Source organism: Marinobacter sp. (assembly GCF_035268745.1).
Taxonomy (GTDB): domain Bacteria; phylum Pseudomonadota; class Gammaproteobacteria; order Pseudomonadales; family Oleiphilaceae; genus Marinobacter.
This window is the reverse complement of sequence record NZ_DATFKH010000076.1, coordinates 1-25086: the sequence shown is the minus strand read 5'-3', so window position 1 is coordinate 25086 and position 25086 is coordinate 1. Positions and strand designations below refer to the sequence as shown.

General features: G+C 59.4%; 21 protein-coding genes. 13 read left to right on the top strand and 8 right to left on the bottom strand.

What is annotated here, in order from left to right:
* Positions 1-139 precede the first annotated feature (139 nt).
* The 4 genes from VJ956_RS06720 to VJ956_RS06705 all read left to right on the top strand — a co-directional run bounded on the left by VJ956_RS06720 (position 140) and on the right by VJ956_RS06705 (position 4021).
* Complete coding sequence (locus VJ956_RS06720; protein WP_324083054.1) at positions 140-1462, top strand: DASH family cryptochrome; 1323 nt, start codon at positions 140-142, stop codon at positions 1460-1462.
* Positions 1463-1642: 180 nt separating this feature from the next.
* Complete coding sequence (locus VJ956_RS06715; RefSeq protein ID WP_324083053.1) at positions 1643-2122, top strand: DUF6231 family protein; 480 nt, start codon at positions 1643-1645, stop codon at positions 2120-2122.
* Between the two features lie 13 nt (positions 2123-2135).
* Positions 2136-3749, top strand: coding sequence for an NAD(P)/FAD-dependent oxidoreductase (locus VJ956_RS06710; protein WP_324083051.1), 1614 nt, complete (start codon positions 2136-2138; stop codon positions 3747-3749).
* A 14-nt stretch (positions 3750-3763) separates the two neighbouring features.
* Positions 3764-4021, top strand: a complete 258-nt coding sequence (locus tag VJ956_RS06705; protein WP_324083049.1) for a TIGR03643 family protein — start codon at positions 3764-3766, stop codon at positions 4019-4021.
* Positions 4022-4046: 25 nt separating this feature from the next.
* Here the strand turns inward: VJ956_RS06705 and VJ956_RS06700 are convergent, their stop codons facing one another.
* Entirely contained in the window at positions 4047-4838 is a 792-nt protein-coding gene (locus tag VJ956_RS06700) for a fructosamine kinase family protein (RefSeq protein WP_324083057.1), read from the bottom strand.
* A gap of 88 nt (positions 4839-4926) precedes the next feature.
* Here VJ956_RS06700 and VJ956_RS06695 point away from each other — a divergent pair, with 88 nt between their 5' ends.
* From VJ956_RS06695 to VJ956_RS06665, 7 genes are all read left to right on the top strand, one after another.
* Positions 4927-5343 carry a YkvA family protein gene (locus VJ956_RS06695; protein ID WP_324083047.1) on the top strand — a complete coding sequence of 139 codons (417 nt, stop codon included), beginning with the start codon at positions 4927-4929 and terminating at the stop codon, positions 5341-5343.
* Positions 5322-6098: a flagellar motor protein PomA gene (pomA, locus tag VJ956_RS06690; RefSeq protein ID WP_324083045.1), complete on the top strand. Its 777-nt coding sequence runs from the start codon at positions 5322-5324 to the stop codon at positions 6096-6098. The genes VJ956_RS06695 and pomA overlap by 22 nt, the downstream gene beginning before the upstream one ends.
* Before the next feature lie 5 nt (positions 6099-6103).
* Positions 6104-7030, top strand: a complete 927-nt coding sequence (locus tag VJ956_RS06685; protein ID WP_324083043.1) for a MotB family protein — start codon at positions 6104-6106, stop codon at positions 7028-7030.
* A 204-nt stretch (positions 7031-7234) separates the two neighbouring features.
* Positions 7235-8668, top strand: coding sequence for a circularly permuted type 2 ATP-grasp protein (locus tag VJ956_RS06680; RefSeq protein WP_324083041.1), 1434 nt, complete (start codon positions 7235-7237; stop codon positions 8666-8668).
* Positions 8662-9600, top strand: a complete 939-nt coding sequence (locus VJ956_RS06675) for an alpha-E domain-containing protein (protein ID WP_324083039.1) — start codon at positions 8662-8664, stop codon at positions 9598-9600. The genes VJ956_RS06680 and VJ956_RS06675 overlap by 7 nt, the downstream gene beginning before the upstream one ends.
* Positions 9597-10382 (top strand): transglutaminase family protein, encoded by a 786-nt coding sequence (locus tag VJ956_RS06670; RefSeq protein WP_324083037.1) that lies wholly within the window; start codon positions 9597-9599, stop codon positions 10380-10382. Before VJ956_RS06675 ends, VJ956_RS06670 begins: the two co-directional genes overlap by 4 nt.
* A gap of 78 nt (positions 10383-10460) precedes the next feature.
* Positions 10461-11210 (top strand): proteasome-type protease, encoded by a 750-nt coding sequence (locus VJ956_RS06665; RefSeq protein WP_324083035.1) that lies wholly within the window; start codon positions 10461-10463, stop codon positions 11208-11210.
* Between the two features lie 12 nt (positions 11211-11222).
* On the opposite strand, the gene VJ956_RS06660 is transcribed toward VJ956_RS06665, so the two are convergent.
* The 5 genes from VJ956_RS06660 to VJ956_RS06640 form a co-directional block, all read right to left on the bottom strand.
* On the bottom strand, positions 11223-12323 hold the full coding sequence (locus VJ956_RS06660) for a lipocalin-like domain-containing protein (RefSeq protein WP_324083033.1): 1101 nt from the start codon (positions 12321-12323) through the stop codon (positions 11223-11225).
* On the bottom strand, positions 12320-14605 hold the full coding sequence (locus VJ956_RS06655) for an ABC transporter permease (RefSeq protein ID WP_324083031.1): 2286 nt from the start codon (positions 14603-14605) through the stop codon (positions 12320-12322). The genes VJ956_RS06660 and VJ956_RS06655 overlap by 4 nt, the downstream gene beginning before the upstream one ends.
* A gap of 136 nt (positions 14606-14741) precedes the next feature.
* On the bottom strand, positions 14742-15419 hold the full coding sequence (locus tag VJ956_RS06650) for an ABC transporter ATP-binding protein (protein ID WP_324083029.1): 678 nt from the start codon (positions 15417-15419) through the stop codon (positions 14742-14744).
* Positions 15412-18570 carry an efflux RND transporter permease subunit gene (locus VJ956_RS06645; protein ID WP_324083027.1) on the bottom strand — a complete coding sequence of 1053 codons (3159 nt, stop codon included), beginning with the start codon at positions 18568-18570 and terminating at the stop codon, positions 15412-15414. The genes VJ956_RS06650 and VJ956_RS06645 overlap by 8 nt, the downstream gene beginning before the upstream one ends.
* Positions 18567-19826 carry an efflux RND transporter periplasmic adaptor subunit gene (locus VJ956_RS06640; protein WP_324083025.1) on the bottom strand — a complete coding sequence of 420 codons (1260 nt, stop codon included), beginning with the start codon at positions 19824-19826 and terminating at the stop codon, positions 18567-18569. Before VJ956_RS06640 ends, VJ956_RS06645 begins: the two co-directional genes overlap by 4 nt.
* A gap of 152 nt (positions 19827-19978) precedes the next feature.
* On the opposite strand from VJ956_RS06640, the gene VJ956_RS06635 reads away from it, so the two are divergent.
* Positions 19979-21061 (top strand): GGDEF domain-containing protein, encoded by a 1083-nt coding sequence (locus VJ956_RS06635; protein WP_324083023.1) that lies wholly within the window; start codon positions 19979-19981, stop codon positions 21059-21061.
* A gap of 14 nt (positions 21062-21075) precedes the next feature.
* Here the strand turns inward: VJ956_RS06635 and VJ956_RS06630 are convergent, their stop codons facing one another.
* Both VJ956_RS06630 and VJ956_RS06625 read right to left on the bottom strand, forming a co-directional pair.
* Positions 21076-21753 (bottom strand): DNA-3-methyladenine glycosylase I, encoded by a 678-nt coding sequence (locus tag VJ956_RS06630; protein ID WP_324083021.1) that lies wholly within the window; start codon positions 21751-21753, stop codon positions 21076-21078.
* Positions 21754-21760: 7 nt separating this feature from the next.
* Positions 21761-22300, bottom strand: coding sequence for a manganese efflux pump MntP family protein (locus tag VJ956_RS06625; RefSeq protein ID WP_324083019.1), 540 nt, complete (start codon positions 22298-22300; stop codon positions 21761-21763).
* Between the two features lie 237 nt (positions 22301-22537).
* Here VJ956_RS06625 and VJ956_RS06620 point away from each other — a divergent pair.
* Positions 22538-25086: cation-transporting P-type ATPase (locus VJ956_RS06620; protein WP_324083017.1), on the top strand; the 2549-nt coding region annotated here is incomplete at its 3' end.

The window sequence follows — 25086 nt, the reverse complement described above, 5'->3', positions numbered from 1 at the left end:
CTGATACAGTGCTGATGACAGCCGTGACGAACCCGCCTGCTGCCATCGGTCAACGGCCTTTTTTTTATCCGGACATGTTCTGTCTCTCCATACCACTCGTATATGCCGACAGACCTGAACGAAACGGAGGACGCCTACGGTGAAAACACTTTACTGGTTGACCAGGGATCTCCGGCTGCATGACAACGCTGCGCTGCTGGCTGCGTCACAGTCGGATCTCCTGCTGTTTGTCTATGTAGTGGATCCCCGCTGGTTCAGACCCGGCCCCTTTCAATGCCGCGCCATGGGGAGTCATCGCTGGCGTTTTCTGTGGCAGAGCCTGATCGCACTGGAGAAAGCGCTTAGGGGCCTGGGTCAGCGCCTGCACATTGCTTACGGAGAACCGGAAACAGTGATTCCGGAGCTGGTCCGGGAGTTCGCCATCGCGCGGGTAATTCGCTCCCGCCAACCCGGCATGGAAGAGGAAAGCCAATGGCAGTCGCTGCAGGCCCGGTTGCCGAAGACCGTTTGCCAGCAGTTCGAGACCCTCAGCCTGTTTACCGAAGGATCCCTGCCCATGGCACTGGGTGACCTGCCCGATACCTTCTCGCAGTTTCGCAAGCAGGTTGAAAAAACCGGTCAGCGCCATTCCGGAGCATTACGCATCCGCACCCTGACAGCGTTACCGCCACCCCCCGGATTCCCTGAAGACAGCCGTGGCCAATGTCCGGCCATTGCCGAACCCCTGCACCCCATACAGTTCCGGGGTGGAGAGGACGCCGGGCTGGCACGGCTGAACGAATTCGTGTTCCAGAACCACAGCATCGCTGACTATAAACAGACCCGGAACGCGCTCGATACGTGGGATGCGTCATCCAAATTCTCGCCCTGGCTGGCCAACGGCTGTCTGTCGGCAAAGGAAGTGGCGGAAACCATCGATAAATACGAGCGCACTGAAACCAGCAATGAGTCCACCTACTGGCTCTGGTTCGAGTTGCTTTGGCGGGAGTACTATTACTGGTACGCACTCAGACACGGCGCTGATCTGTTCCGGCGCGACGGCGTTCAGCGCAGGCAACGACGGGTCACCTTTTACGGGCACAGATTCATGGCCTGGTGCCAGGGCAACACCGAGTACCCCCTGGTGAATGCGGCCATGAACCAGCTCCGGGAAACGGGCTACATGAGTAACCGCGCCCGCCAGCTGGTGGCCAGCTGTTTCGTCAACGAACTGGAACTGGACTGGCGCTACGGTGCCGCCTGGTTTCAGCAACAGCTGATTGACTATGATGTGGCCAGCAACTGGGGTAACTGGCAATACCTGGCAGGTGTCGGCGCCGATCCCCGTGGGCTGCGGCAGTTCAATCTTGAGAAACAGGCAAGACAGTACGATCCGGACGGCGAGTTCGTAAAGCGCTGGGGCGGCGAATCCACTCAGCCCGTTGGCCTGCATCTGGTTGATGCTGCAGACTGGCCAGTGTAATACTCTGGGATGCCACAGAAGTTAGCGGGCGGGAGGCAAGCGGATAGATCTTTCCAGAACCGTCCGAAGCCATGGATGGCGGAGGCCGAGCGTACAGGGACGTATTTACAGCGTGTTCTGGAAAGATCTATCCGCTTGCCTCTCCACTGAACTTGCGGTCACTCTTAGGATACTCAGACCATGACAACCAGCCACCAGGCCCTCGCACGGATTGTCGACACCTGCCAACCCCGGAGCCTGGTTGTGTGCGGTGACATCGCCGGCGAAGTGGGCCAGCACTGGCACCGGCATCATGATTCTTCTTCGGTTATTACATTGGATGCACAGGCACCCAACACGGCGTTCCCACTTTCGGAAACCCAGGACCTGGCGCTGATTACCCACACGCTGGAAGCAATCCCCCGGTCCGAAGGCGAAATGCTTTTGGGCCAGCTTCGCAATTACGGCACCCATCAGATTGCCGTTGTTGTAGCCCCGGAGCAGGGCTGGGAGTTCAGGGATTTCATCGGGCTGGGGTTTCGCCGGCAGGCCGAGCTGGACGACGGTGGCCATCCGCTGACGCTCTATACCTACAACATCGACAACTACAACCATAAACGCACCTGGAACAACCCGAAGAACTGGGCCAACCCGGAGATGTGGGGCAAGGCGCGGTGGTAAAGGAAATGCACCAATGAAACCCAGCACCATCCGCATCGGCCGCCGTTATCGAGCCAACCGGCTCGAAGGCCCTTACGATGCTATTGTGATTGGCTCCGGCATTGGCGGGCTGACCACCGCCGCCTGCCTCTCCAAAGCCGGCAAAAAGGTTCTGGTGCTGGAGCAGCATTACACCGCCGGGGGCTACACCCACAGCTATGCCCGCAATGGTTATGAATGGGATGTGGGCGTTCACTACATCGGGGATATGGGCAGTCCCAACACCCTGGGCCGGAAACTGTTTGACTACATCACCGACGGTCAACTCCATTGGGCAGCCATGGACGAAAATTACGATCGTTTCTTCCTGGGCGACAAAGTGGTTAATCTCCATGCCGGCAAAGCGGGTTTCCGCGCATCCCTCATGAACGCGTTTCCCGAAGATGAAGAAGCCATCGACCGCTACATTGCACTGCTCGGCAAGGTCGCTGGCGGCATGCAATGGTACACCCTGTCGAAAATCTCCCCGGGCCTGTTATCACCACTGATCGGTAAAGGCCTGGACATGGCGCTGCCGGACTGTTTCAACAAAACAACCTATGAAGTGCTGCGGGAACTGACCGATAACGAAGAGCTGATCGGCGCTATCACCGGCCAGTGGGGCGATTGCGGGGTAACGCCGAAGCAGTCCAGCTTTATGGTCCACGCACTGATTGCCAAACATTATATCCACGGTGGCTACTACCCGGTCGGTGGGGCCTCGGAAATTGCCAAAACCATTATTCCGGTCATCCAGCAGTCCGGCGGCGAAGTCTTCACCTATGCAGACGTTACCGACATCCTGATCCGCAAGGGCAAAGCGGTCGGCGTGCGCATGGCCGATGGCGAGGAAATAGAGTCTGCCATAGTCATCAGCAATGCCGGTGTCATCAATACCTTTGAAAAACTGTTGCCGCCGGAGACAGCCGAGCAATTCGGCTACCAGAGCAAACGCGGCCATATCCGCCAGTCGATGCCCCACATCGGTCTTTATCTGGGCCTCAAAGGCACACCGGATGAACTTGCTCTGCCGCGCACCAATTTCTGGATCTATCCCAACGCCTACCATGACGACAATGTGGAAGCGTTTCTGCAGGACACCAAAGCCGAATTCCCCGTCGTCTACGTCTCCTTTCCGGCCGCCAAGGATCCGGATTACCAGAACCGCTGGCCCGGCACCTCCACCATCGAAGTGGTCGCGCCCACAACCTGGGAAATGTTCGAAGCCTGGAAAGACACCACCTGGGGCAAGCGTGGCGACGATTACGAAACCCTGAAAGCTGAAATCACCGATCGCATCATGGCCGTGGTGTACGACAAACTGCCCCATTTGCGGGGCAAAGTGGACTATCTGGAAACCTCCACCCCGCTTTCCACCGCCTGGTTCTGCCGCTACGAACGGGGCGAACTCTACGGCCTGGACCACACCCCGGAGCGGTTCGAGCAACAATGGCTGCGCCCCAAAACCGACATACCCGGGTTGTACCTCACCGGCCAGGACATTCTCACCTGCGGCGTTGTCGGAGCCATGATTGGCGGCCTGATGACCACCCTGTCGATACAGGGGCTGCGGGGAGCAGGACTGGCAAAGCGGATTTTTGTCGGTTAAGCGGAGCAGGTGCCATGGGCAGTCCCGACCTGAAACAGTCAGAGATCTCACGGGTCATTGAAATGGCCTGGGAAGACCGCACGCCGTTTGAGGCCATAGAAGCGCTTTACGGCCTGCCGGAAAAGCATGTGATCCGGTTGATGAGGCGCGAACTCAAGCCTTCCAGCTTTCGGCTGTGGCGCAAGCGCGTAACCGGTCGCAGGACCAAGCACCGCGCTCTGCGCCCGGAAGGGGTTATCCGGGCCTACTGCCCGACACAGTACAAACGTTAGTGTCCGCTCAGGCCCATTGGTTAACCTACTGCCTGGCGCCGAGGCGTTCCAGGGCCTGAAGGTTGCGGCGGCAGGCTCCAAGGTAGGAGCTGCCAAACAGGTTGTAGTGGTTAAGGGTGTGGTAAAGGTTATAGATCGGACGTTTTAAATCGTAGACGTCTGTGCGGGGGTAAACCGAATCGTAGGCCTGGTAGAAGGCTGGCGAAAAGCCACCGAACAGTTCCGTCATGGCGAGGTCGGCTTCCCTGTCGCCGCGATAGACCGCCGGGTCGATCAGCCAGGGGCCTTCCTGATCAAACAGCACATTTCCTGACCAAAGATCGCCATGGAGCAGACTGGGATGATTGCAATGCAGGTTAAGGAAATCCCGCAGGACAAGCTGATGAGCTGCGATCCGCGATTCAAACTCTTTGCGTATACCGTGATCCGGAATCATCGCCACCTGGGGCTTGAGCCGGCAGTCCAGATAAAACGCTCCCCACTCTCCCATAACCGCATTGTTCTGGCGGGACAGACCAATCAGGTTATCCACCTCAAATCCGTAATCCGGCATCAGTTGCCGATGCATCAGCGCCAGGCCTTCGCCGAGCGCCGTCATTTTTGCGTCTGTGGCGGGGGCAGTATCAATCCGCGGAATCACCAGCTCGGATTCAGTCACTCGCCGGACATCGGGGACCCGCAAACTGCCCGATCCAGTGACCCTGGCAGAGCGGAGCGTGTCAGCAAGCAGCTGCAGGCCTTCCGCCTCCCGGATCAGCGCATCGGGGAACGGGGTGGCATTGGGTTTGATAAATTCAGACATTGCGCCATTATAGATGCCGGAAGCACGTCGACTCCAATCCTTGGTTTTGACCAGCCGGTGATGGAAAATAACGGCGACATTCAATCCCGGACAGGATGGCCTCATGCCTTCATTCAGTAGACGCAAAGCAAAACAGCAACTTGACCGGGAGGCTGGTAAGATCCGCAGCGAAGATGTCGGCGATTTGCTTTCCCGCCAGCAGGCCATCGAAGACAAGGTCCAGAACAGCGGCAAGCTGCAACGCTTCAGCTCCGACATCAAGCTGATGTTCTCCATGCTTCGGGATTACTGGCAGGGCAACTACCGGGAAGTTCCCTGGAAAAGTGTCGCCGCCATTGCCGGGGCCCTGGTTTATGTCATGAACCCGATGGACGTGATTCCGGACCTGATTATGGGCTTCGGTTTCATCGACGATGCCGGGGTTGTCGCTCTCTGTCTGAAAATGGTGGAATCAGACCTGTTGCGCTATGCTGCGTGGAAACAAAATAAGGAAGAGCCTTGGACTTCGCAACCCTCATAGGACTGCTTGGAGCAATCCTTCTAATCTCGACTGCAGTTGTGCTGGGGGTCTCCCCCGGTGTTTTCCTCAACCCGGCTTCACTGCTTATTGTGGTGGGCGGCAGTTTCCTGGTGGTACTTGCAAAATTCAGTTTCGGCCAGTTTTTTGGGGCGTTCAAGGTCGCCATACGGGCATTCAAGTTCAAACTGCCGGACATGACCAACAGTATTGAAGAAATGGTGGAGGTCGCGCAGATTGCCCGTAAGGAGGGCGTGCTGGGCATTGAGGGAAGGGAGGTCTCATCCCCGTTTCTGAGCAAGGGCATCCAGATGCTGGTGGATGGCCATGACGGCGAAACCATAAAACACTTATTGAATAAAGAGCGCCTCATGACCCTGGAGCACAATCGCTCAGGGGCAAGAGTATTCACCGCGCTGGCAGACGTGGCCCCCGCCATGGGCATGATTGGAACGCTGATTGGCCTTGTGCAGATGCTTTCAAACATGGAGGACCCGAAATCCATCGGTCCGGCTATGGCCGTTGCCCTGCTGACCACACTGTACGGTGCGATGATCGCCACCATGATTGCAAGCCCCATTGCCGACAAACTGTCACTGAGGATGACTCAGGAAGCACAGCTGCAGTCGCTTTATGTCGATGCACTGGTCGCGATTCAGGAGGGAACCAACCCCCGTATCATTGAACAGATGCTGTCGAGTTACCTGACTCCGAAACAGAGAGAGCAACAGGAGCAGTCTGCAGAGGCAGCGGGATAGCCACCATGGAAGACCTGCCAGAGGAGGAAAAACCAGGCATTCCGGCATGGGTGGTGACCTTCGCAGATCTGATGTCGCTATTGATGTGCTTCTTTGTGCTGCTGCTGTCCTTTTCGGAAATCGATGCCCAGAAATTCAAGCAGATCGCCGGCGAGCTTTCCCAGGCCTTCGGCGTTCAGCGGGATGTGCCGGCGCTGGAAATCCCGCAGGGCACCAGTCCGATCTTTGACAAATTCTCACCCGCACCGCCCGAACCCACCGTGCTTGACGAGGTGCGACAGACCACAACCACCGAAGCACCGGAGCTGGAGACGCTGAAAAGCCCGGAGGAAACCGCCGTGGCAGAAGCCGTGCAGGAACAGATGGACGAACATGTCGACAGCCTTCTTGCGGTTCTCGAACAGCCCGTAACAGAAGGCCGCATCTCCGTCTCCCAGGATCAGACCCGCATTGTTATCCGGATCGAAGAAAAGGGCTCATTCCCATCCGGTTCCGCCGACGTCACCTATGACTTCGAGGGACTTCTGCTGGATATGGCGCCAGTACTGGCAGACATGCCCGGCGACATCGCCATTGAAGGGCATACCGACGACCTGCCTATCCGCACCAGCCAGTTTGCCAGCAACTGGAATCTGTCTGCGGCCAGGGCTGCTGCAGTTGCCAATGTGCTTCTGGCCCGGCAACAGCTGGAGGCTGAGCGGGTAAAAGTCACCGGCATGGCTGACACCCGCCCCCGGGCGCCCAACACCTCCGCCGACAGCCGGGCAAAGAACCGACGGGTGGAAATTATTCTTGACCTCGCCGAGCACGTTCAAGAAGAGGTTATCCGCCTGCGTGAACTGATCAAAGCGGCGCCTGGCGGCGAGGATGGCCAACTGATGGAACCCACCATCGAACCGGTGCCTGCGGGCAATAATAGCCTGACCTGGTAGCCGGATACACCGACGCACCATTTTAACCCTTTCAGCACTGTAATCGTGCGCTCGCTGCACCAGTTGCTGGCGTTGTTGAAAAATACCCCCCTGTTTCAATCCTGCTATACAGCCGGTTACGACAAATGTCAGTTCTGGCGCGCTGTTTGCTAACCCAAGTCAGATAATACGTTCAAAACGCCACCCAGCGAGACGTGCCAGACCATGCTGATCCAGACTCCGGGCGAAGGCCTTTACGACGAACTGTTTGACGAGGGCCACCGCGTCCGCCCTCACTACCGGACACTTGAAAACTGGCTGGTCAATTCTGACGAAAGCCTGATTGCGGAAAAACGCCGGGAAGCCAACGTGCTGTTTCAGCGCCTTGGTATTACCTTCAACGTCTATGGCCAGGATCAGGGTTCAGACCGCCTGATCCCGTTCGACCTGATACCCAGGGTCATCTCCGCATCGGACTGGCAGAAACTGCAGAGCGGCCTGCGTCAGCGGGTTAATGCCCTCAACCGGTTTCTGCATGACATCTATCACAACTTCGACATTGTCAAAGCGGGCGTTATCAACGCCGAGCAGGTATTTGCCAACCCCCAGTACCAGCCCGGCATGCAGAATCTCAAGCTGCCCAGGAATCTGTATTCCCATATCGCCGGGATCGACCTGATTCGCCATAACGACGGTGATTTCTACGTTCTGGAGGACAACCTGCGCTGCCCCAGTGGCGTGTCCTACATGCTGGAAAACCGCCGGATGATGATGCGCCTGTTCCCGGAACTGTTTGCCGAAGCACCGGTGGCGCCAGTGGATCACTACCCCGCTCTGCTTGGAGAAACATTGCGGGCGGCATCACTCAAGCCCGATCCCACTGTGGTGGTGCTGACACCGGGCCGGTTCAACAGCGCCTATTTCGAGCACGCGTTTCTGGCCCGTCAGATGGGTGTGGAGATAGTCGAAGGCGCCGACCTGTTTGTCCGCAAGAACCGGGTGTACATGAAAACCACCGTTGGTCCGCAACAGGTGGATGTGATCTACCGCCGCATTGACGACGACTTCCTCGATCCGCTGTCCGGTAACCCGCAGTCAATGCTGGGTGTGCCCGGCCTTTACGGTGCCTATCGCAGCGGCAACGTGGTGCTGACCAATGCCATGGGTACGGGTGTAGCCGACGATAAATCTATCTACCCTTACGTCCCGGACATGATCCGCTTCTACCTCAGCGAGGAGCCGATTCTCAAGAACGTGCCTACCTGGCAGTGCCGCAAACCCAAGGACCTGAAGTACGTACTGGAGCACCTGCCGGAACTGGTGGTGAAAGAGGCCCAGGGTGCCGGCGGTTACGGCATGCTTATTGGTCCCCGGGCGACCAGCAAGGAATTGAGACACTTTGCTGACCTGCTCAAGGCCAGACCCTGCAATTACATCGCCCAGCCCACACTCAGCCTCTCCACCTGCCCCACTTTTGTGAACGAGGGTATCGCGCCAAGGCATTTGGACCTGCGGCCATTTGTCCTGAGCGGTAAAAAAGTCCAGATGGTGCCCGGCGGGCTGACCCGGGTGGCGCTGGAAGAGGGCTCGCTGGTGGTGAACTCCTCCCAGGGTGGCGGTACCAAAGACACCTGGGTGCTGGAGGACGACCTATGCTGAGCCGCGCTGCATCAAGCCTGTTCTGGATGGCCCGATACCTGGAGCGTGCCGAATCCCATGCCCGTCTGCTGGATGTCAGCCTGACCATGGCGCTTATCGATGTGCCCGAGGACCGTGAAGAACAGCTGTCCGTGCCCTTGCTGGTCACCGGTACCGTGGAACAGTTCAAGGAACTCTATGGCGACATCACGCCGCAGCACCTGATTGATTTCATGCTGCTTGATAACCGCCATCCTGCCAGTGTATTCAATATTATCCAGAGTGCCCGGGATAATGCCCTTCATGTTCGCGGTAACCTGTCGGCGGACGTCTGGGACAGCATCAACCTGTCCTGGCTGGAAATGAAAGAGCTGCGCGAGACCGGTGTGACCGAGTCCAATGCCAGCCAGATATTCGACTGGACCCGCGCCCGTTCCCATATTTTCCGGGGCGCCACCTACGGCACGCTGCTTCGCTCCGATGCCTTCCACTTCATGCGGCTGGGTACTTTTATCGAAAGGGCGGATAACACCGCAAGGGTGCTGGATATCCGGCATAAAATGGCAATCGCCTCCCAGAACGAGCACGCCACCCGCTCGTTTTTCGAGTGGACGGCACTACTGCATTCGCTGGCCGCCTTCGAGGCATACCAGCAGATTTACGGGCACAATATTCTGCCCATCAATGTCGCCGAATTACTGATCCTGCAACTGGATGTACCCCGCTCCCTGCACGCCTGCCTGCATGAAATCGTGGCACTGCTGGAGCAGGTTGAAAGCGGCGATAGCCGCAAAGCGAGGCGCATGGCCAACAGTCTTTATGCCAATATCCATTACGGTGACCGGGAATACATTGCCGAACGGGGCCTGCACCCATATCTGACCGATTTCCTCGCACGAATCCATGCCATCGCCGGGCAGATTCAGAAAGACTACATGGGGTGGCAGCGATGAAACTGAAGATACGCCACGACACAACCTACAGCTATGACGAGCCCACCCAGACCAGCATCCAGTATCTGCGGCTCACGCCCCGCAGTACGCCGCAACAGAGGATTCTGGACTGGAATCTGCGAACACCCGGCGACACCAGCATGATGACGGATGGTTTCGGCAACCAGGTCACGGTGATGACCATGGACACGCCGGTCTCGGAAATTACCCTCACTGCCGAAGGGGTGGTGGACCTCACCGGCAAGCCACTGACCCGGGACGATACCCCTTTCCCGCCGGAAGTGTTCCTGCGGCCCACCCCGCTGACCGAGGTAAGCATGCCGATCAGGCAGTTTGCGGAACAGTTTTCAGCCAACAAACGCAGCCTGGTGCGGATGATGAACCGGATTCTGGAACGTATCGAATTCATGCCCGGCTCCACCAAGGTCACTCACACTGCTGCCGAAGCCTTCAACCAGAAAAAGGGCGTGTGTCAGGACCACACTCACGTATTCATCGCCTGCTGCCGGTACATCGGTGTGCCGGTGCGCTACGTCAGCGGCTATATCCACACCAACAGCGAAGACCATCTGGCTACCCACGCCTGGGCCGAAGTCTGGCTCGGCCGCAGCTGGCACACATTTGACGTGGTCAATCTGCTGAACGTGGCTGAAAGCCACATCAAGCTGGCCATTGGCCTCGATTATCTGGATGCCGCGCCGGTGCGGGGAATGCGCAGTGGTGGGGGCACAGAACGGCTGCAGACGAAAGCCTGGGTTACTCTGGCAGGTGAGAACCAGTAAACCTGCAACGCGACATGATTTCTGTGAAAAACCGGGTACACTGAGGTCGTTCCGTTCTGTTCCCGAGGATACCGGCTTATGACTTATTGTGTGGCGATGCGACTGGCAGAAGGCCTTGTGTTCGCGTCCGATTCCCGCACCAATGCAGGCTTTGACAAGATTTCCACGTTCCGCAAGATGCACTTTTTCAGGCAACCGGGCACCGGGAGCGAGAGTCAAGGGGGGGAGCGGGAACTGGTTATTCTGTCGGCCGGCAATCTCGCCACCAGCCAGAGCGTGATCAGTCTGCTGGAAAAGCGCTGCGGCACCGACCAGGCCAATCTGCTGGACACGCCTTCCATGTTCGAGTCGGCAGAACTGGTCGGGCAGACCATGCGTGAAGTGATCCAGAGGGACAAACCGGAAGGCAAAGACAGCCGGGTGGATTTCAGTTGTTCCATGATTCTCGGGGGCCAGATCAGGGGCGAAAGTCCACGGCTGTTCAATATCTATACGGAAGGCAACTTCATTGAAGCCACCCGGGAAACCCCCTACTTCCAGATTGGCGAATCCAAGTACGGCAAACCCATACTGGACCGGATCATGAACTTTGAGACCCCGCTGGAACGGGCTTACCAGTGTGCCCTGATCTCCTTTGACTCCACCATGAAGAGCAATCTTTCGGTCGGCATGCCACTGGATGTCGCTATCTACCGCAACGATGCGCTCAAACCCTGCACCTTCGAACAGGTGGATGAACACAACGATTATTTCCATCAGCTGCGGGCCCAGTGGCATCAGGGCATCCAGACCCTGTTCAACGAACTGGACCCGCCAACCATCTGTTAATCAACCGGTGACCTATTCGCTGTAACCGGTCAGTTCCATATAGCCCACACCACTGTGGGAGCCCTCCACCGTCACCGGGCTTTCCCAGTAGGGATAGAGCCCGGCGTTCCAGTACTGACCCGCTGGCGCGGACACTCCGATATCCACATCCAGTTGCGGTATCCGCAGACGGAAGCTTCCCGGTACCCGGCCGTTTTCAGAATCCCGCCAGTCTTTACCGGACAGCTCTATCTGATCAGGCCCGAGGTCGGTGACCGAGCCGTCAGCGGCAATCCAGCTTCCGGACAGGAAGTCCCGCTCCTGTTCCCGCAGCCGGAACGCCATGAGTTTGTGGCCATCGTCCAGGTGCAGCGCAAACCAGTCCCAGCCCTGCTGCCCGGTTTTCAGCAACTGGCTGCTCCATTCCCGGTCAAACCAGCCCCTGCCCTTCACCTCGTGGCTCTGACCATTCACGGTCACGGTACCGCTGATATCCAGATCAACCAGGCTGAAGTACATTGATCCCTGGCCGTCGAACGATTTGGCGCTGAATCCGTTATCACCGTGGGCAATCCGTCTGTCGGTGTTGCCCAGTTGCAGATCATAGCCCCAGTTCTCAGCCTCCACCTTCAGGTGCCAGACCCCGTCAGCCGCAGATTCCGCCAGCAGCCAGTCATCCAGCCAGACCTGCAACGGCGCTGCCTGCACCCCGGCATGCCCGACATCGCCCCGCGCCAGCCGTTCGGCAAACTGGTGCTGACCAGCAAACGAGACCGCGGCGTGCGCCATCCAGGCCGCTTCCAGGGGCCAGCTTGCCGGCGCAGGTGGCGGATTATCCATTGGCCGGGGCTTGAGCGCCTGGCGGAACTGGGTCCACTGAAGTCCCAGCGGCTGGCCATCAGCCGTTTGCAGGTTAGCGGTCAGGTACCACCACTCGATGCGGTGTTGTGGATGCGCGCCGAAATCCTCAGGGAAGGTCAGCGCATCCCCGGGCCCCGGTTGCAGGAACTGGTGGGCGCTGTCGTTATCCACGGACGCCGCCAGGCCGGCAAAACCCTGATTTCGCGGAGACTCGGAACAGGCCGCCAGCATTGCGCACGCCAACAGTATGGTCAGGAACCGGGCAATGCTCATCGTTCACCTCCACCCGCAAGACTCGCGCCGGGTCGCAAAGATTTCTGCCCCGCAAGCTGCCGCCCGATCAGCCAGGCAATCACCAGGCCAATGGTCACCATCAAGGCGCCGAGCTCAAGCCAGAAGCCCGGATAAACGGCCATAGGCAGTGACCAGCCAAAGGCCAGCGGATTGATGCGACTGACCAGGACCCAGGTCAGCCAGATACCCAGCGGCAGGGCAACCACCGTTACCCCGAGTGTCAGCAACTGGGCCAGCCGCCGGATCTGCCCGCAAACGGCTTTCGACGGCACACCCCACAAACCCAGCAGCTGGAAGTACCAGAAACGGGAAGCGAAAAAAACCCAGCCCATCACCAGTAACGACAGGGACGCAAGCACCAGCGTCAGCACACTGATGGCGCGGGTCAGCACAAAGGTCTGTTGAAATACCTGACTGGCCAGGGCCTGGATGCTGGCGTTGTCCCGGATCGTCAGATCCGGCACCCGCCATTCGGCTCTAAGTCGCCGGGCTATTTCATCAGCCGTGTAATCGCCAGGATTAATGGAAAAACTCTCGAATCCGGGAGTAAAACTCTCCGGCAGCGAATCTCCGTGCAATAACAGTTCCGCTGCGGGGCGTCCGTAATCGGCATAAACCCCGATCACAGTTGCCTCCAGAGTCTCACCGGCAACTTCAAATTGCAGCCGCTGCCCGGGCGCGACTCCCTGGCGACGGGAAAGCTGCTCATTAACCATAACGCCGCCGTCCGACAAGGCCGCCCAGGGGCTGTCCACGGAGTCCATCAGCGCCCAGTCAGTAACCAGCGGCGTCAGGGGCGACAGTGCCATCAGGTCGGCGGCGACAGCACCCGAGCCAGCGACAGTCTGCAGCACCTTGGCCTTGCCACGCTGAACCCGGTGCCAGTCACCGATTCCGTCCATTTGCGCAAGCGCCCTGGCGCCGGCCTGGGCGTTGGCATCTTCAGGCACTTCCAGATAAAGCTCCGCGGACAATCGCTGGGCCAGCCACTGTTCAAAGGTATCCTCAAAGGTGGTAACCAGGGCCTGAACCGCCAGCACCGTCGCCATGGCAAATTGCAGGGCAACCACCGGCAGCGCGAGGCTGCGGAACATCACGGCCAGCTCCCGGTAACGCCAGCGGCCCATAGGTGCCTCGGGGCTCTGGCCCTGCCGAGCGGCCATGGCGTCCGCGCACCGGGCAAGAACAGCCGGCACCAGCCCGCCCGACCCGACAAAGACCAGCGCCACCCCGACAAATACCCAGAGCAGCGACATGGCCCAGAAAACCATGGCCAGCCCCCCGGCCAGCATCAGCACCCAGAACCAGCCGGCGAAAACCGCCACAGCAGATGAATTGTCCCCCGCCACTTGCCGCTGCGGTATCAGCCAGTCGATCAGGCATACTCCCAGCACCAGCGCTATCATCACCAGGGCGGCCTGCCAGGGCACCGCGCTGTCGCTGCCAGCGTAAAGCGACAGGTCAAACAGGCTGTCCAGCGCCTGGCCGAAGCCCTGCCCCAGCCGGTTCGCCAGTGCCTGCCCGAGCCAGGCCCCGGGGATCACGCAAATCAGTGTCAAAGCCATCAGCTCGATGGCCAGCAGGCGGTGGATCCGCGCCCTGGTTATCCCGAAACGGTGCAGCAGAGCAAAACTGCTGCGCCGCTGCGCCAGACCCAGATGGTAAACGCTGCGTACCAGAAGGCCGGTGATGAACAGCACCAGCAGGCTGAGGGCGTCGAGATTCAACAGAAAACTGTCGGCCAGTTCGGCGGTGGCAGGGCCGGGCTGGAAAGTCCTGGATTGATAGCCTTCTGGCAGACTGCCGGAGCCCGGGCTGAGCAACAGGGAAAGCTGCTTTTGCGGTTCTGGCTGGCCAGCCACTTCGCTGATATCGACAAAGGGTCTGCCGTCCAGTTCTCCCATAGGGTCATCCGCCGCCCCACCACCCGGGGATGCGTCAAAGCAGGCCATGGCCAGGGGATCGATACCTATGACCCGGCGGGCTTGCTCGCCACCGGTGGTTTCCAGCCAGGGTGCCACGCAGATACCTGCCCGGCGCAGGGTGACAAAATCGGCAACGGTTACCGGCTTGCCATCAACGCGAACCACAGCCTGGCGGGCGGCTACGGCTTCTTCGCTGACTGCCAGGCTTGCCCGGGCCTGCCCGGTCAGCTCGGATACCCCGGTCCAGAGCATGGTAGCCACCATGATCATCAGCGCCAACGCCAGCAGTTGCAGCGGATGACGCCGGTAATGGCTGGTTATTGCCTTGATAATCATGGACGGTTAGTCCGTGCGGTCGTAAGCGGGCAGGGCTTCCCAGAACACGCTGTAAATACATCCCTGTACGCTCGACCTCCGCCATCCATGGCTCCGGACGTTTCTGGAAAGCCCTGCCCGCTTACTCTCTGAGTCATCAGTGGCTTCCGCCGAGATCAAGAGAGTCATGGCAGCGCGCCGCCAGCGCCTGATCGTGGGTGGCCAGAATGAGCGCGCAGCCGGTGTCGCGCTGGACTTCAAACAGCCGGTCGGCCACATCTTCTGCGGTCTGCCGGTCGAGGCTGCCGGTGGGTTCGTCGGCCAGGATAATGGCCGGATGCATGGCAAATACCATGGCCAGCGCTGCGCGCTGGCGCTGGCCGCCGGAAACCTGATCCGGGAAACGGTTGGCCTCGTTGGCCACCCCTAGCTGTTCCAGCCAGTGCCGTTCGTCGCCTGCGGTCTTCCCGGCCAGACTGGCCCGTAGTTGCACATTTTCCAGCAGGGTCATGGCAGGCATCAGGTTGGCCTCCTGGAAAACCACGCCGATGCTCTGTTTTCTCAGCGCCGCCCATGCCGATGTTGCGTCCGGCCCTGCTGTATTGTGGGTGGTGTCAAACTGCCGGCCTGCGATTGCAATTCGCCCGCTATCGGGCAATTCCAGCCCACACAACAGGTTCAGAAGGGTGCTCTTGCCGGAACCCGAACGGCCGATGACGGCCATGGATCCGGCGCTGGCAACTTCAAACGACAGCCGATCAATAACCCGGACGGTTTCAGCGCCGCTGCGGAAGCACTTGCCGAGTTGTTCAACCGTCACCACTGTGTCAGGCATCCGTCACTTCCCGGCTGTTGGCAGTATTGTCGGCGCCACGCCCCCGCCATTCATGAAACTGTTCGAGGTAGGACAACAGCGCCGGTATTACCGCCAGCACCAGCATCGTCGACAGACCCAGACCGAAGGCAATGGATGTGGCCATGGGAATCAGGAACTGGGCCTGCAAAGAGGTTTCAAACAGCAGCGGCAGCAGTCCGCCAATGGTGGTCAGCGATGTCAGCAGAACCGCGCGGACCCGCTGGACTGCCGCTTCGTTCAGCGCATCGGTAATCCCCAGGCCTTTGCTGCGCTGATTATTGTAGAAAGCCACCAGAATGATGACATTGTTGACCACAATTCCAGACAGGCCAAATAACCCGAACAGGGACAGAATGGTCAGCTGCAGGCCCATCAGCCAGTGCCCGAGCAGGGCGCCGACCAGCGCAAACGGAATAATGGCCAGCACAATCAACGGCAGGCTCCAGGAGGCAAACACCCAGGCCAGCACTACATACATCAGCCCCAGACCAATGATCAGCCCGGTGCGCATATCATCCAGGGTTTCCCGCTGGTCCGCCGAGCGGCCTTCAAAGCTGTAGTGGAGATTGTATTCCTTGACCAGTGACGGCAACACATCTGCCTCCAGGCTGGCGAGGATCTGGTCCGTGGTACTGATCCGGGTGTTCAGTGACGCCGTTACTTCCACGGCCAGTTCGCCATCGGCGTGGCGCAGGGCCTGGAAGCCCTGGCGGTGATCCAGGTTCATGACCTGTGACAGCGGCACAAACCTGCCATCCGGCACCCGGATACTCAGCCGCGACAGCGTGGCCATGCGTTCACGCTGGTATTCCGGTAGTTGCACCCGTACTTCCACTTCGTCCCGGCCGTCCTGGTAGATCTGGGCTATGCGGCCGTCAAAAGCTGACCGTAACTGACGCCCGAGATCGCTGGTGCTGAGCCCCAGGGCTTCGCCATAGCTACTGACCTGATAAATAAGCTGTTCCCGGCCCCAGGGCATATCGTCCTCGGTATCCAGTACGCCCGGCAGGGTTGCCAGCGACTCCAGCAGGGATTCAGCAGCTCGTTTGAGCGCAGTGGCATCGTCGCCGGTGAGACGGACGTTCACATCCCGCCCGGGCGGCCCTGACTGGCGCTCAGTGATGTTGAGGTTATCAAGCCCGGCCGGCAGCTCCAGCCTGCTGCGCCACTCGCCAATAAAATCGGGATTACGGACCGACCGGCGGTCAGATGGCGTCAGTTCGACCAGCATGGAACCGAGTTCATTGCCGGTGCGGCTGGTGCCCGGCGCACCCTGGGTAATGCCATGGGCGGTCATGGCATGAAGAACCAGATCGCCACCCAGGGCTTCTTCGGTTTCATTCAGGGCCTGCTCCAGCTCCGCCAGAAACTCGTCCACGGTTTCGCGGCTGGTGCCAGCAACGAAACTGGCGTTGGCATAGAGTATGGAAGGCTCTGGCGTGGGGAAGAAATTGAACCCCAGGCGTCCACCGGCCAGCAGGCCTGCGGTAAGAAACGCCAGGGCCAGGGCGGTGGCCAGGGTGATACCACGGTGTTCCAGGGTATACCGGGACAGGGCCCGAAAGTGGCCATTGCGGAAACGGTCAAACCACTGCTCGAAACCGCCACGGATCCGGTCAATGGGTCCCGGGCGGGACTCTGGCCCGTTACCCTTCCTGCGCCGGGGAATGAAGGCATGGCGCAGGTGAGCCGGCAGCACAATAAAGCACTCCAGCAACGATGCGATCAGCACACAGATCATCACCAGTGGAATGTCACCGAGAATATTGCCAATAATGCCGCCCACCACCAGCAAGGGCATAAACGCGGCAACGGTTGTCATCGACGAAGCCAGCACCGGCCAGACCATGCGTTTGGCGGCGCCTTCCGAAGCATAGATGGATTCCTCCCCCATACGCGCGTGAGCGTCTGCATCCTCCCCGACCACAATGGCATCGTCCACGATGACCCCCAGTGCCATGATCAGGGCAAACAGTGAGATCATGTTGATGGAACCGCCGATACCCCAGAGTACCGCCATGGCGGCCAGAAAGGCTGTCGGGATACCCACCGCAACCCAGAATGCCACCCGGCCGGGCAGGAACAGATAAAGCAGCAGTACAACCAGCACCAGGCCACCAAAACCGTTCTTGATCAACAGCGATATACGGTCATCAATCAACTGCCAGGTTTCGTCGTAAACCTCCAGGTCTACCACCGGGGGCAGGGTGGGCCGGGTATCCTCCAGCCACTGATCGAGCACCTCTGCCGCTGCCAGTGAGTTGCCGTCCTCCGCGCGCTGCAACTGCAGCTCAATGGCTGGAAAACCCTTGTGGCTCATGGTGACCTGGCTGTCCCGCGCCTCCTGGCGGATGCTGGCAATATCCCCCAGCACCAGGTTGGTACGCCCGTCGCTGATCACCGGAATGGTTTCAAATGCCTGGGGGCTGCGGCGTTGCTCCACCGAGCGCAACTCACGGGTGGAATCCTGCTGCCCCATCATACCGGCAGGCAAATCCTGAGAGATCGCCTGCACCCGGTCGGCAATCTGATCCAGCGACAGGCCCAGGGTTTCCAGCCGTTCCACCGGCACATCAATGCTGATCTGCTGCTCCGGGAGACCGGTCATCGATACCCGGTCGATTCCCCGGGTGAGCAATTCGTCCTCGAACCGGTAAGCAAGCTTTCGCAACTCGTCCCGGTCAAGATCACCGTACACCAGCAGGCGCCCCACCGGTTCGTAGCGCTCGACCCGGGTAACCTGGGGCTCTTCGGCCTCTGCCGGGAAATTATTGAATTCGTCTACCTGTTGGCGAACATCGTCCAGGGCCTGAATGGGGTTACTGCCCTCGTTAAATTCCAGGGTAATCGAGGAAACCCCCTGGGCTGACGTCGAGGTCATTTTTTTCAGGTCCTGGATGCTGCGCAGCCGCTGCTCAAGGGGATTGGTAATGCCCTGCTCGACATCTTCGGCCGAGGCACCGCTCCAGACCACCCGAACGCTCACCACATCAAGCGCAAACGTCGGAAAAAACTGGATGTTCATGCGGGACAGGGCCAGCGTCCCACCCAGCAACATCATCAACATCACCAGGTTGGCCGCTACCTTGTGGTGAACAAAAAATCCGATGACCCCCTTGCGCCGCTTCATTCAGCGGCTCCATCACTGCTGCCTTCGCCGGCACGCTGGACTTTCAGGCCACTCATGGCATTGGGCAAATGCGTGGTGATCAGTGACTGGCCGGCCTGCAGTGCCGGGCTGGCCACCAGCAGATGGCGTTCACCGTCAACGGCAGGAATTTCTCCCAGCCGTTCAACCCTGACCCGGCGCATCCGGTTTTCGTCCGTCATCAGATACACGGTGTCGCTGCCGTAGAGTGCGCTGTAGGGAACGGCAACCGAATTCTGCACTGCCGGGCGTTGAAGCATGACCGGCAGCAAGCCCCCGGGGCGAAGACTCTGAATGGAACCGGCCTCAGCCTGTCGCGATGACAGAATGGCTTCAGTGCCGGAAGGATTGCTGGTGCCGACAAAACCGGTGAGCACAAAACGTTGCCGGCCATCCTCGCTAACGGCCTCAAGCGCCGTGCCAGCCGCAAGCGCAGACTGCAGCTCGGCATGAAACTGGCTGGGCACGGTGGCTCTCAGTTCCAGGCCCTGAACCGGATAGACCGACAGCAGCGGTGCATTCGGACTGACCTGGTCCCCCGGTGCGACCTGAATATCCGTCACGACGCCGTCGAAAGGCGCCTGCACTATGGCCCGTTCCGCATCCAGCCGGGCCGAGACCAGCGCTGACTGTGCCCGGTCCCGACGCGCGCTCAGGCTCTTCAGTCTTGACGGGTGCTCGGCAATCGCCCGCTTCCTGACCGTGACGGTCAGGCGGGCACGGGCCAGGTTATCTGCTGCAGCATCAAGATCCTCCTGAGACGACAGATTCCGGCCCACCAGTGACTCGGTCCTGGCAAATTGCCGTTGGGCGTTCGCCACTATTGCCTGTTCACTGGCCAGAGCCTTGCGGTCATTGCTGACACGGATGTTCTCGGCGTCGATCTGGGCCTGCAGATCCGCCACATCGGCTTCGGCCCGATCAAGTTGGGGCTGGACATCCGCGCTGTCCATGGCGACCAGCAGTTCACCTTCGGCAACCCGCTGCCCTTCCCGCACCGGGCGTTCACCGATGCGTCCGCCCAGCGGCGCGCTTATCCGCGTCTGATCCGGCGCCAACAACTCGCCATAGAGCGGCAGCACCGGGGCATGATCTCGCGGTTGTATCGCCATGACCTGCACCAGCCAGGCACGCTCCGACGCACTGACGGCCTCGGGCTCCGGCCTTGAGGCCTTCATCAGAATGAAACCACCAATACCGATGGCCAGAATAAGCAGGGGAAGAATTCGTCTAACCATCTTGCGCTCTTGACTCATACTTTAGTCTCGAATGCCCATTCCCAGCGTGAAATGGGACCTTTTCCTTGTCATCATAATATGCTTAAAAAATATACATGTCTGGTTACGCCTGGACTTCACGATCCGCTTTCCGTCAGAGCAGAGTAAAGCATATGGATTTCCAGAACGAATCAGCCCGGACTCTCGGCAGACCTTACCGTAAAGCGGTGCTCAAAGCGCTCCTGTTTCTTACCATCAGCGCCGGGACGATCATTGTTGGTCTGAATCTGGCACAAGGACATTTGCCGCTCGCGGTGGCGGAGACCGGCATGGTTCTGTTCTCGGTATATGTGCTGCATTCAGTACGGAACTCTCGCCATATCGAACGCTGGGCGATGGTCTTCCTGACACCTTTCTGCATCACCATGTTGTTTTCGATGATGTTGCCCACCTCTTCAGTTACGGTGTTTCTCTGGGTTCTGATCATTCCTGTCCTGGCCCACCTGCTTTTGGGTCGCCGCGCGGGGCTGATGGTTTCCTGCGCCTTCATGACAATCACTGCTGTTATATTCTGGTACCGGCATCAGGGCCAGCCTGACGTTCTTGCCGCATCGCCGGTCGCCAACACCGTTCTGGTCGCCCTCTGCATTCTGGTATTTTCCCATGTTTATGAGGTTACCCGTGAGCGTTCCGAGCTTCGCCTGCTGCAATTGGCACAGACTGACGCGCTTACCGGCCTGCCCAACCGGATCCGGCTGAAGGAAGTGTTTGAACGCGAGCGCAAGCGGGCCGAACGTGAACAGACACCGTTTTCGCTGATTGTGCTGGACCTGGATTATTTCAAGGCAATCAATGATGACCACGGGCATGAAGCGGGCGACCTGCTGTTACGGCAGGTTGCCGATCTGCTCCGGCGGTGTCTGCGGGCCAGCGATCTGCCTGCCCGGCTTGGTGGCGAAGAATTCGGTGTTCTTTTACCCAATACCAGCGCAGCCCAGGCGGCCGAGGTATCGGAAAAAATCCGCTCACGGATCGGGTCCATGGAAGTGGTGTTCGAGGAAAAAAGGCTGGGAGTGACCCTGAGCGGAGGAATTGCAGAACTCGGCACTGACGGCGACAGTCTGAGGTCTTTGCTGAGGGCCGCCGATAACCGGATGTATGAAGCCAAGGCGGCCGGTCGTAATCAGATCATTCAGCCATCAACCGATGATCTGTTCAGTGCTCTGGGGAACCCGGATGATGACAGCCACACCTGAGGCTTCGGTTCCGGCTAGTCGCCTACCGTAAAAGCGAGAATTCGGGACAGGTGGCTGTAAGGCAGTCCGGTTTCCCGGTGCCAGGCATTAAACGCCGCCTGAGCCTGCGCAAGCCCCTTTTTGCTGACGGGAGACGCATCCAGTAACTGTTCCCGGCGCAGCGCCGTAACCACATCCGTTGACAGAATAAAACCGTCCCAGCCCACCCGGCGCAGAAAATACTGGGCACTGGTTCCGCCCAACCGCTCACCATTGCGCTTCAGCCAGACCAGCAGGCCGACCTGGTCATCACTGGGCCACCCGGCCAGAAAATGTCCAAAGCCCCCATGTTGCCGTGAAGCCTCGACAATCATCCGGGCATTCTCCGGCACGGTCCGGATCTTCTGCAGATTGCGGACAATCCGCTCATCCCGGGCAAGGGTTTCCAGCACTTCCGGTGGCACCTGCTGCCAGTATAACGGCACAAAGCCCGCAAACGCCGCCTCGAAGTCCGGCCATTTACGTTCAATGACCCGCCAGACAAAACCTGCCTTGAAGATACAGCGGGTCATTTCTGACAGAAAACGGTCGTCGCCAAGAGATTCAAGGTCGCCCGGCGCCGCAACCCGCGGCAAACCAGCCTTTACAGCTTCTTCCCCGCCTTTGTGAAAACAGGCGAACTCATGGATCTTGGTGAAAGCAGGGGTATCCATAGCGACCTCAGTCCAGCAGAATTTTGATACCGATCAGCACCAGCACAATACCACCAAACAGTTCCGCCTTGTCCTCCAGCCAGGTGCCGCTGCGCGAACCCACGTAAACCCCCGCGCCACTGAAAACAAAGGTGACGAACCCGATAATCGCGCAGGCAACAAGGGGGTTTACGTCAAGCAGGGTCAGGGAAAAACCCGCGGCCATGGCGTCGATACTGGTGGCGATAGCAAGCAGCAGCATGACCTGGTGGGTGATCGCGGCAATGTCTTCTTCAATGCCCTCCGACATGGATTCATAAATCATTTTGCCGCCGATCAGCATAAGCAGCAAACACGCAATCCAGGGCGCATAGGACTCCACCCAACCGATAACGCCCTTGCCGCCCAGATAACCGATCAGCGGCATCAGGGCCTGGAACACGCCGAAATAGAGCGCTGATTTGAAGGCCAGGGTGGGCACCCGGCAGGTATTTTTGGCGCCCAGCCCGATGGAAACGGCAAACGCATCCATACTTAACGCCAGCGCAAGAACGATCACCTCGAACACTTGAGAGCTCCCCCTGGATCACAAGGCCGAAAGATACCTCAAGTCTGCGGCGAATCCCAACCTCGGGCATGCGCGAGTGGCCTTGAAACAGCAGTGAAAACGAGGATATAAAGATGCTTTCCAAGGCCTTTGGGGAAACCCATGCCGGAATTGTCACAGCCCCTGAACGAGCAAGGCCCTGAGCAAGGGACCATGGCGCGGGTCACATAATCACCCCAACGTTTCCGGAGGGAGCCCATGAGCGAATCTGTGCCTGATACAACGTCGGAATCCGCCCGGCACGCCGCCGATGATCTCAATCGTCCCTGGCACCGGATCAAAACTGGCGAGGTACTCGATGTTCTCGCGACCGGAGAGCACGGCCTCAGCAGTTCCGAGGCGGCCCGGCGCCTGCAAGACTATGGCCTTAACCGCCTGGCTCAAACCAGCGGGCCAGGGGCACTGGTACGTTTTTTGCGCCAGTTCCACAATGTCCTGATCTACATCCTGATCCTTGCCTCCGTCGGTACGGCGCTGCTCGGCCACTGGGTGGATACCGGCGTTATTGTCGGTGTGGTGGTGATCAATGCCATTGTCGGTTTTGTCCAGGAGGGTAAAGCCGAACGGGCGCTGGGAGCCATCCGCAACATGTTGTCACCTACCGCACAGGTGATTCGTGACAGCAGGCGCCATGAGGTGGACGCGGAAAACCTCGTACCCGGCGATATAGTGCGTCTCGGGGCCGGGGACCGGGTGCCGGCGGACATCCGGCTGATTGACTGCAATAATCTGAGAATCCAGGAATCGGCACTGACCGGGGAGTCCGAAGCGGTTGAAAAAAACCCGGACGCGGTCGAGGAAAACGTGCCACTGGGGGATCGCAGCGGCATGGCCTATTCCGGCACCCTCGTCACCTCCGGCAAAGGCTACGGAGTGGTGGTGGGAACCGGTCAGCAGACAGAAATTGGCCGCATCAGTGAGCTGATGGCGTCGGTGGAAACCGTCACTACTCCGCTTTTGCGCCAGATCGCCCTATTCGGCCAGTGGCTGAGCGCGGTGATCGTGCTGGTGTCCGCCCTGACATTTGCCATCGGCTACTGGGTTCGTGGCACCGCTCTGGCAGAGATGTTTCTGGCTGCCGTCAGTCTTGCGGTTGCCGCCATTCCCGAAGGCATGCCTGCCATTCTGACCATCACCCTTGCTATCGGGGTTCAGGAGATGGCCCGCCGCAAGGCCATCATCCGGCGACTGCCTGCGGTTGAGACCCTGGGAGCCGTTACCAATATCTGCTCCGACAAGACCGGAACCCTGACCCGCAATGAAATGAAGGTCCAGACCGTAGAGATGGCGCACCGCCGCCTGAAGGTGAGTGGCGCCGGCTATGAGCCCGTTGGCGAATTCGAGGAGTCCGGAAAACCCTTCGATCCTTCAGCTGACCCATCCCTGGTCCGGATGCTGCGCGCCGGCCTGCTGTGTAACGACGCCGAGATTACCGAAAAATCCGGCGAGTGGAAGCTCAATGGCGAGCCTACGGAAGGAGCCCTGGTGGCGGTAGCGCGCAAGGCGGGCCTGGACCCGGACGACCTGACCCACCCCTGGCGCCGGCTGGGCCTGATTCCTTTTGCCTCTGAGCACAAGTTCATGGCGACCCTGAACCGCGACGGTGAACAGCAAGCGGGTGCCTGGATCTTCCTCAAGGGCGCGCCCGAACGGTTGCTGGAACGCTGCGCCCGACAGATGGGCGCGGCTGAACCAGAGCCACTCGACACCGATTACTGGCATGAACGAATGCAGGCAATCGCGGAGGAGGGTCAGCGGGTGCTTGCGATTGCCTGTCGCCAGGTGGCACAGGATTTTTCGCACCTGGAATGGCACGAAGTGGAATCTGATCTGGTGCTGCTGGGTCTGTTCGGCATAATGGATCCACCCCGCCAGGAAGCGATCGAAGCCGTTGCCCAGTGTCAGGCCGCCGGTATTCGGGTGGTAATGATTACCGGCGATCACGGCGGAACAGCCCGGGCCATCGGTCGCCATTTGGGTATCGCCGGAGATCAACCCGCGATGACGGGTCAGGAACTGGAGTCACTGACGCAAGCACAGCTGATTGAAGCCGTAGCCCGGATTACCGTTTTTGCCCGCACCAGTCCGGAGCACAAGCTGCGGCTGGTGCGGGCACTGCAGGCCCGGGGCGAGGTCGTGGCGATGACCGGTGACGGGGTCAACGATGCCCCGGCACTGAAGCAGGCCGACGTCGGCATTGCCATGGGCAGGAAAGGAACAGAAGCCGCCAAGGAAGCCTCCGAGATGGTGCTCGCCGATGACAACTTCGCCACGATCGCAAGGGCAGTGGAGCAGGGCAGAACGGTCTACGACAACATTCGTAAATCCATTCTCTACCTGCTGCCAACCAATGCCGGCCAGGCTCTGACCATTTTCATGGCCGTGCTACTGGCGATGCCACTGCCGCTGACACCGGTCCAGGTGCTGTGGGTCAACATGGTCACCGCGGTGACCCTGGCCATGGCCCTGGCCTTCGAACCGACCGAGCCCGGAACCATGGAGCGTGCCCCGCGCAGTTCCAGACAGCCGTTGCTGTCGACAGGTTTTCTATGGCGTATTCCCTTTGTCGGGTTATTGCTCTGGGCCGGTACCTTCGGGCATTTCTACTGGCTCACCAGCGCGGGAGTCAGCCTCGAGGTAGCCCGGACTGCCGCGATCATGACCCTCGTGGCGGGACAGATATTCTATCTTTTCAATGTCCGTCACCTGTATTCCTCAATACTCAACTGGCGGGGTTTTTTTGGCAG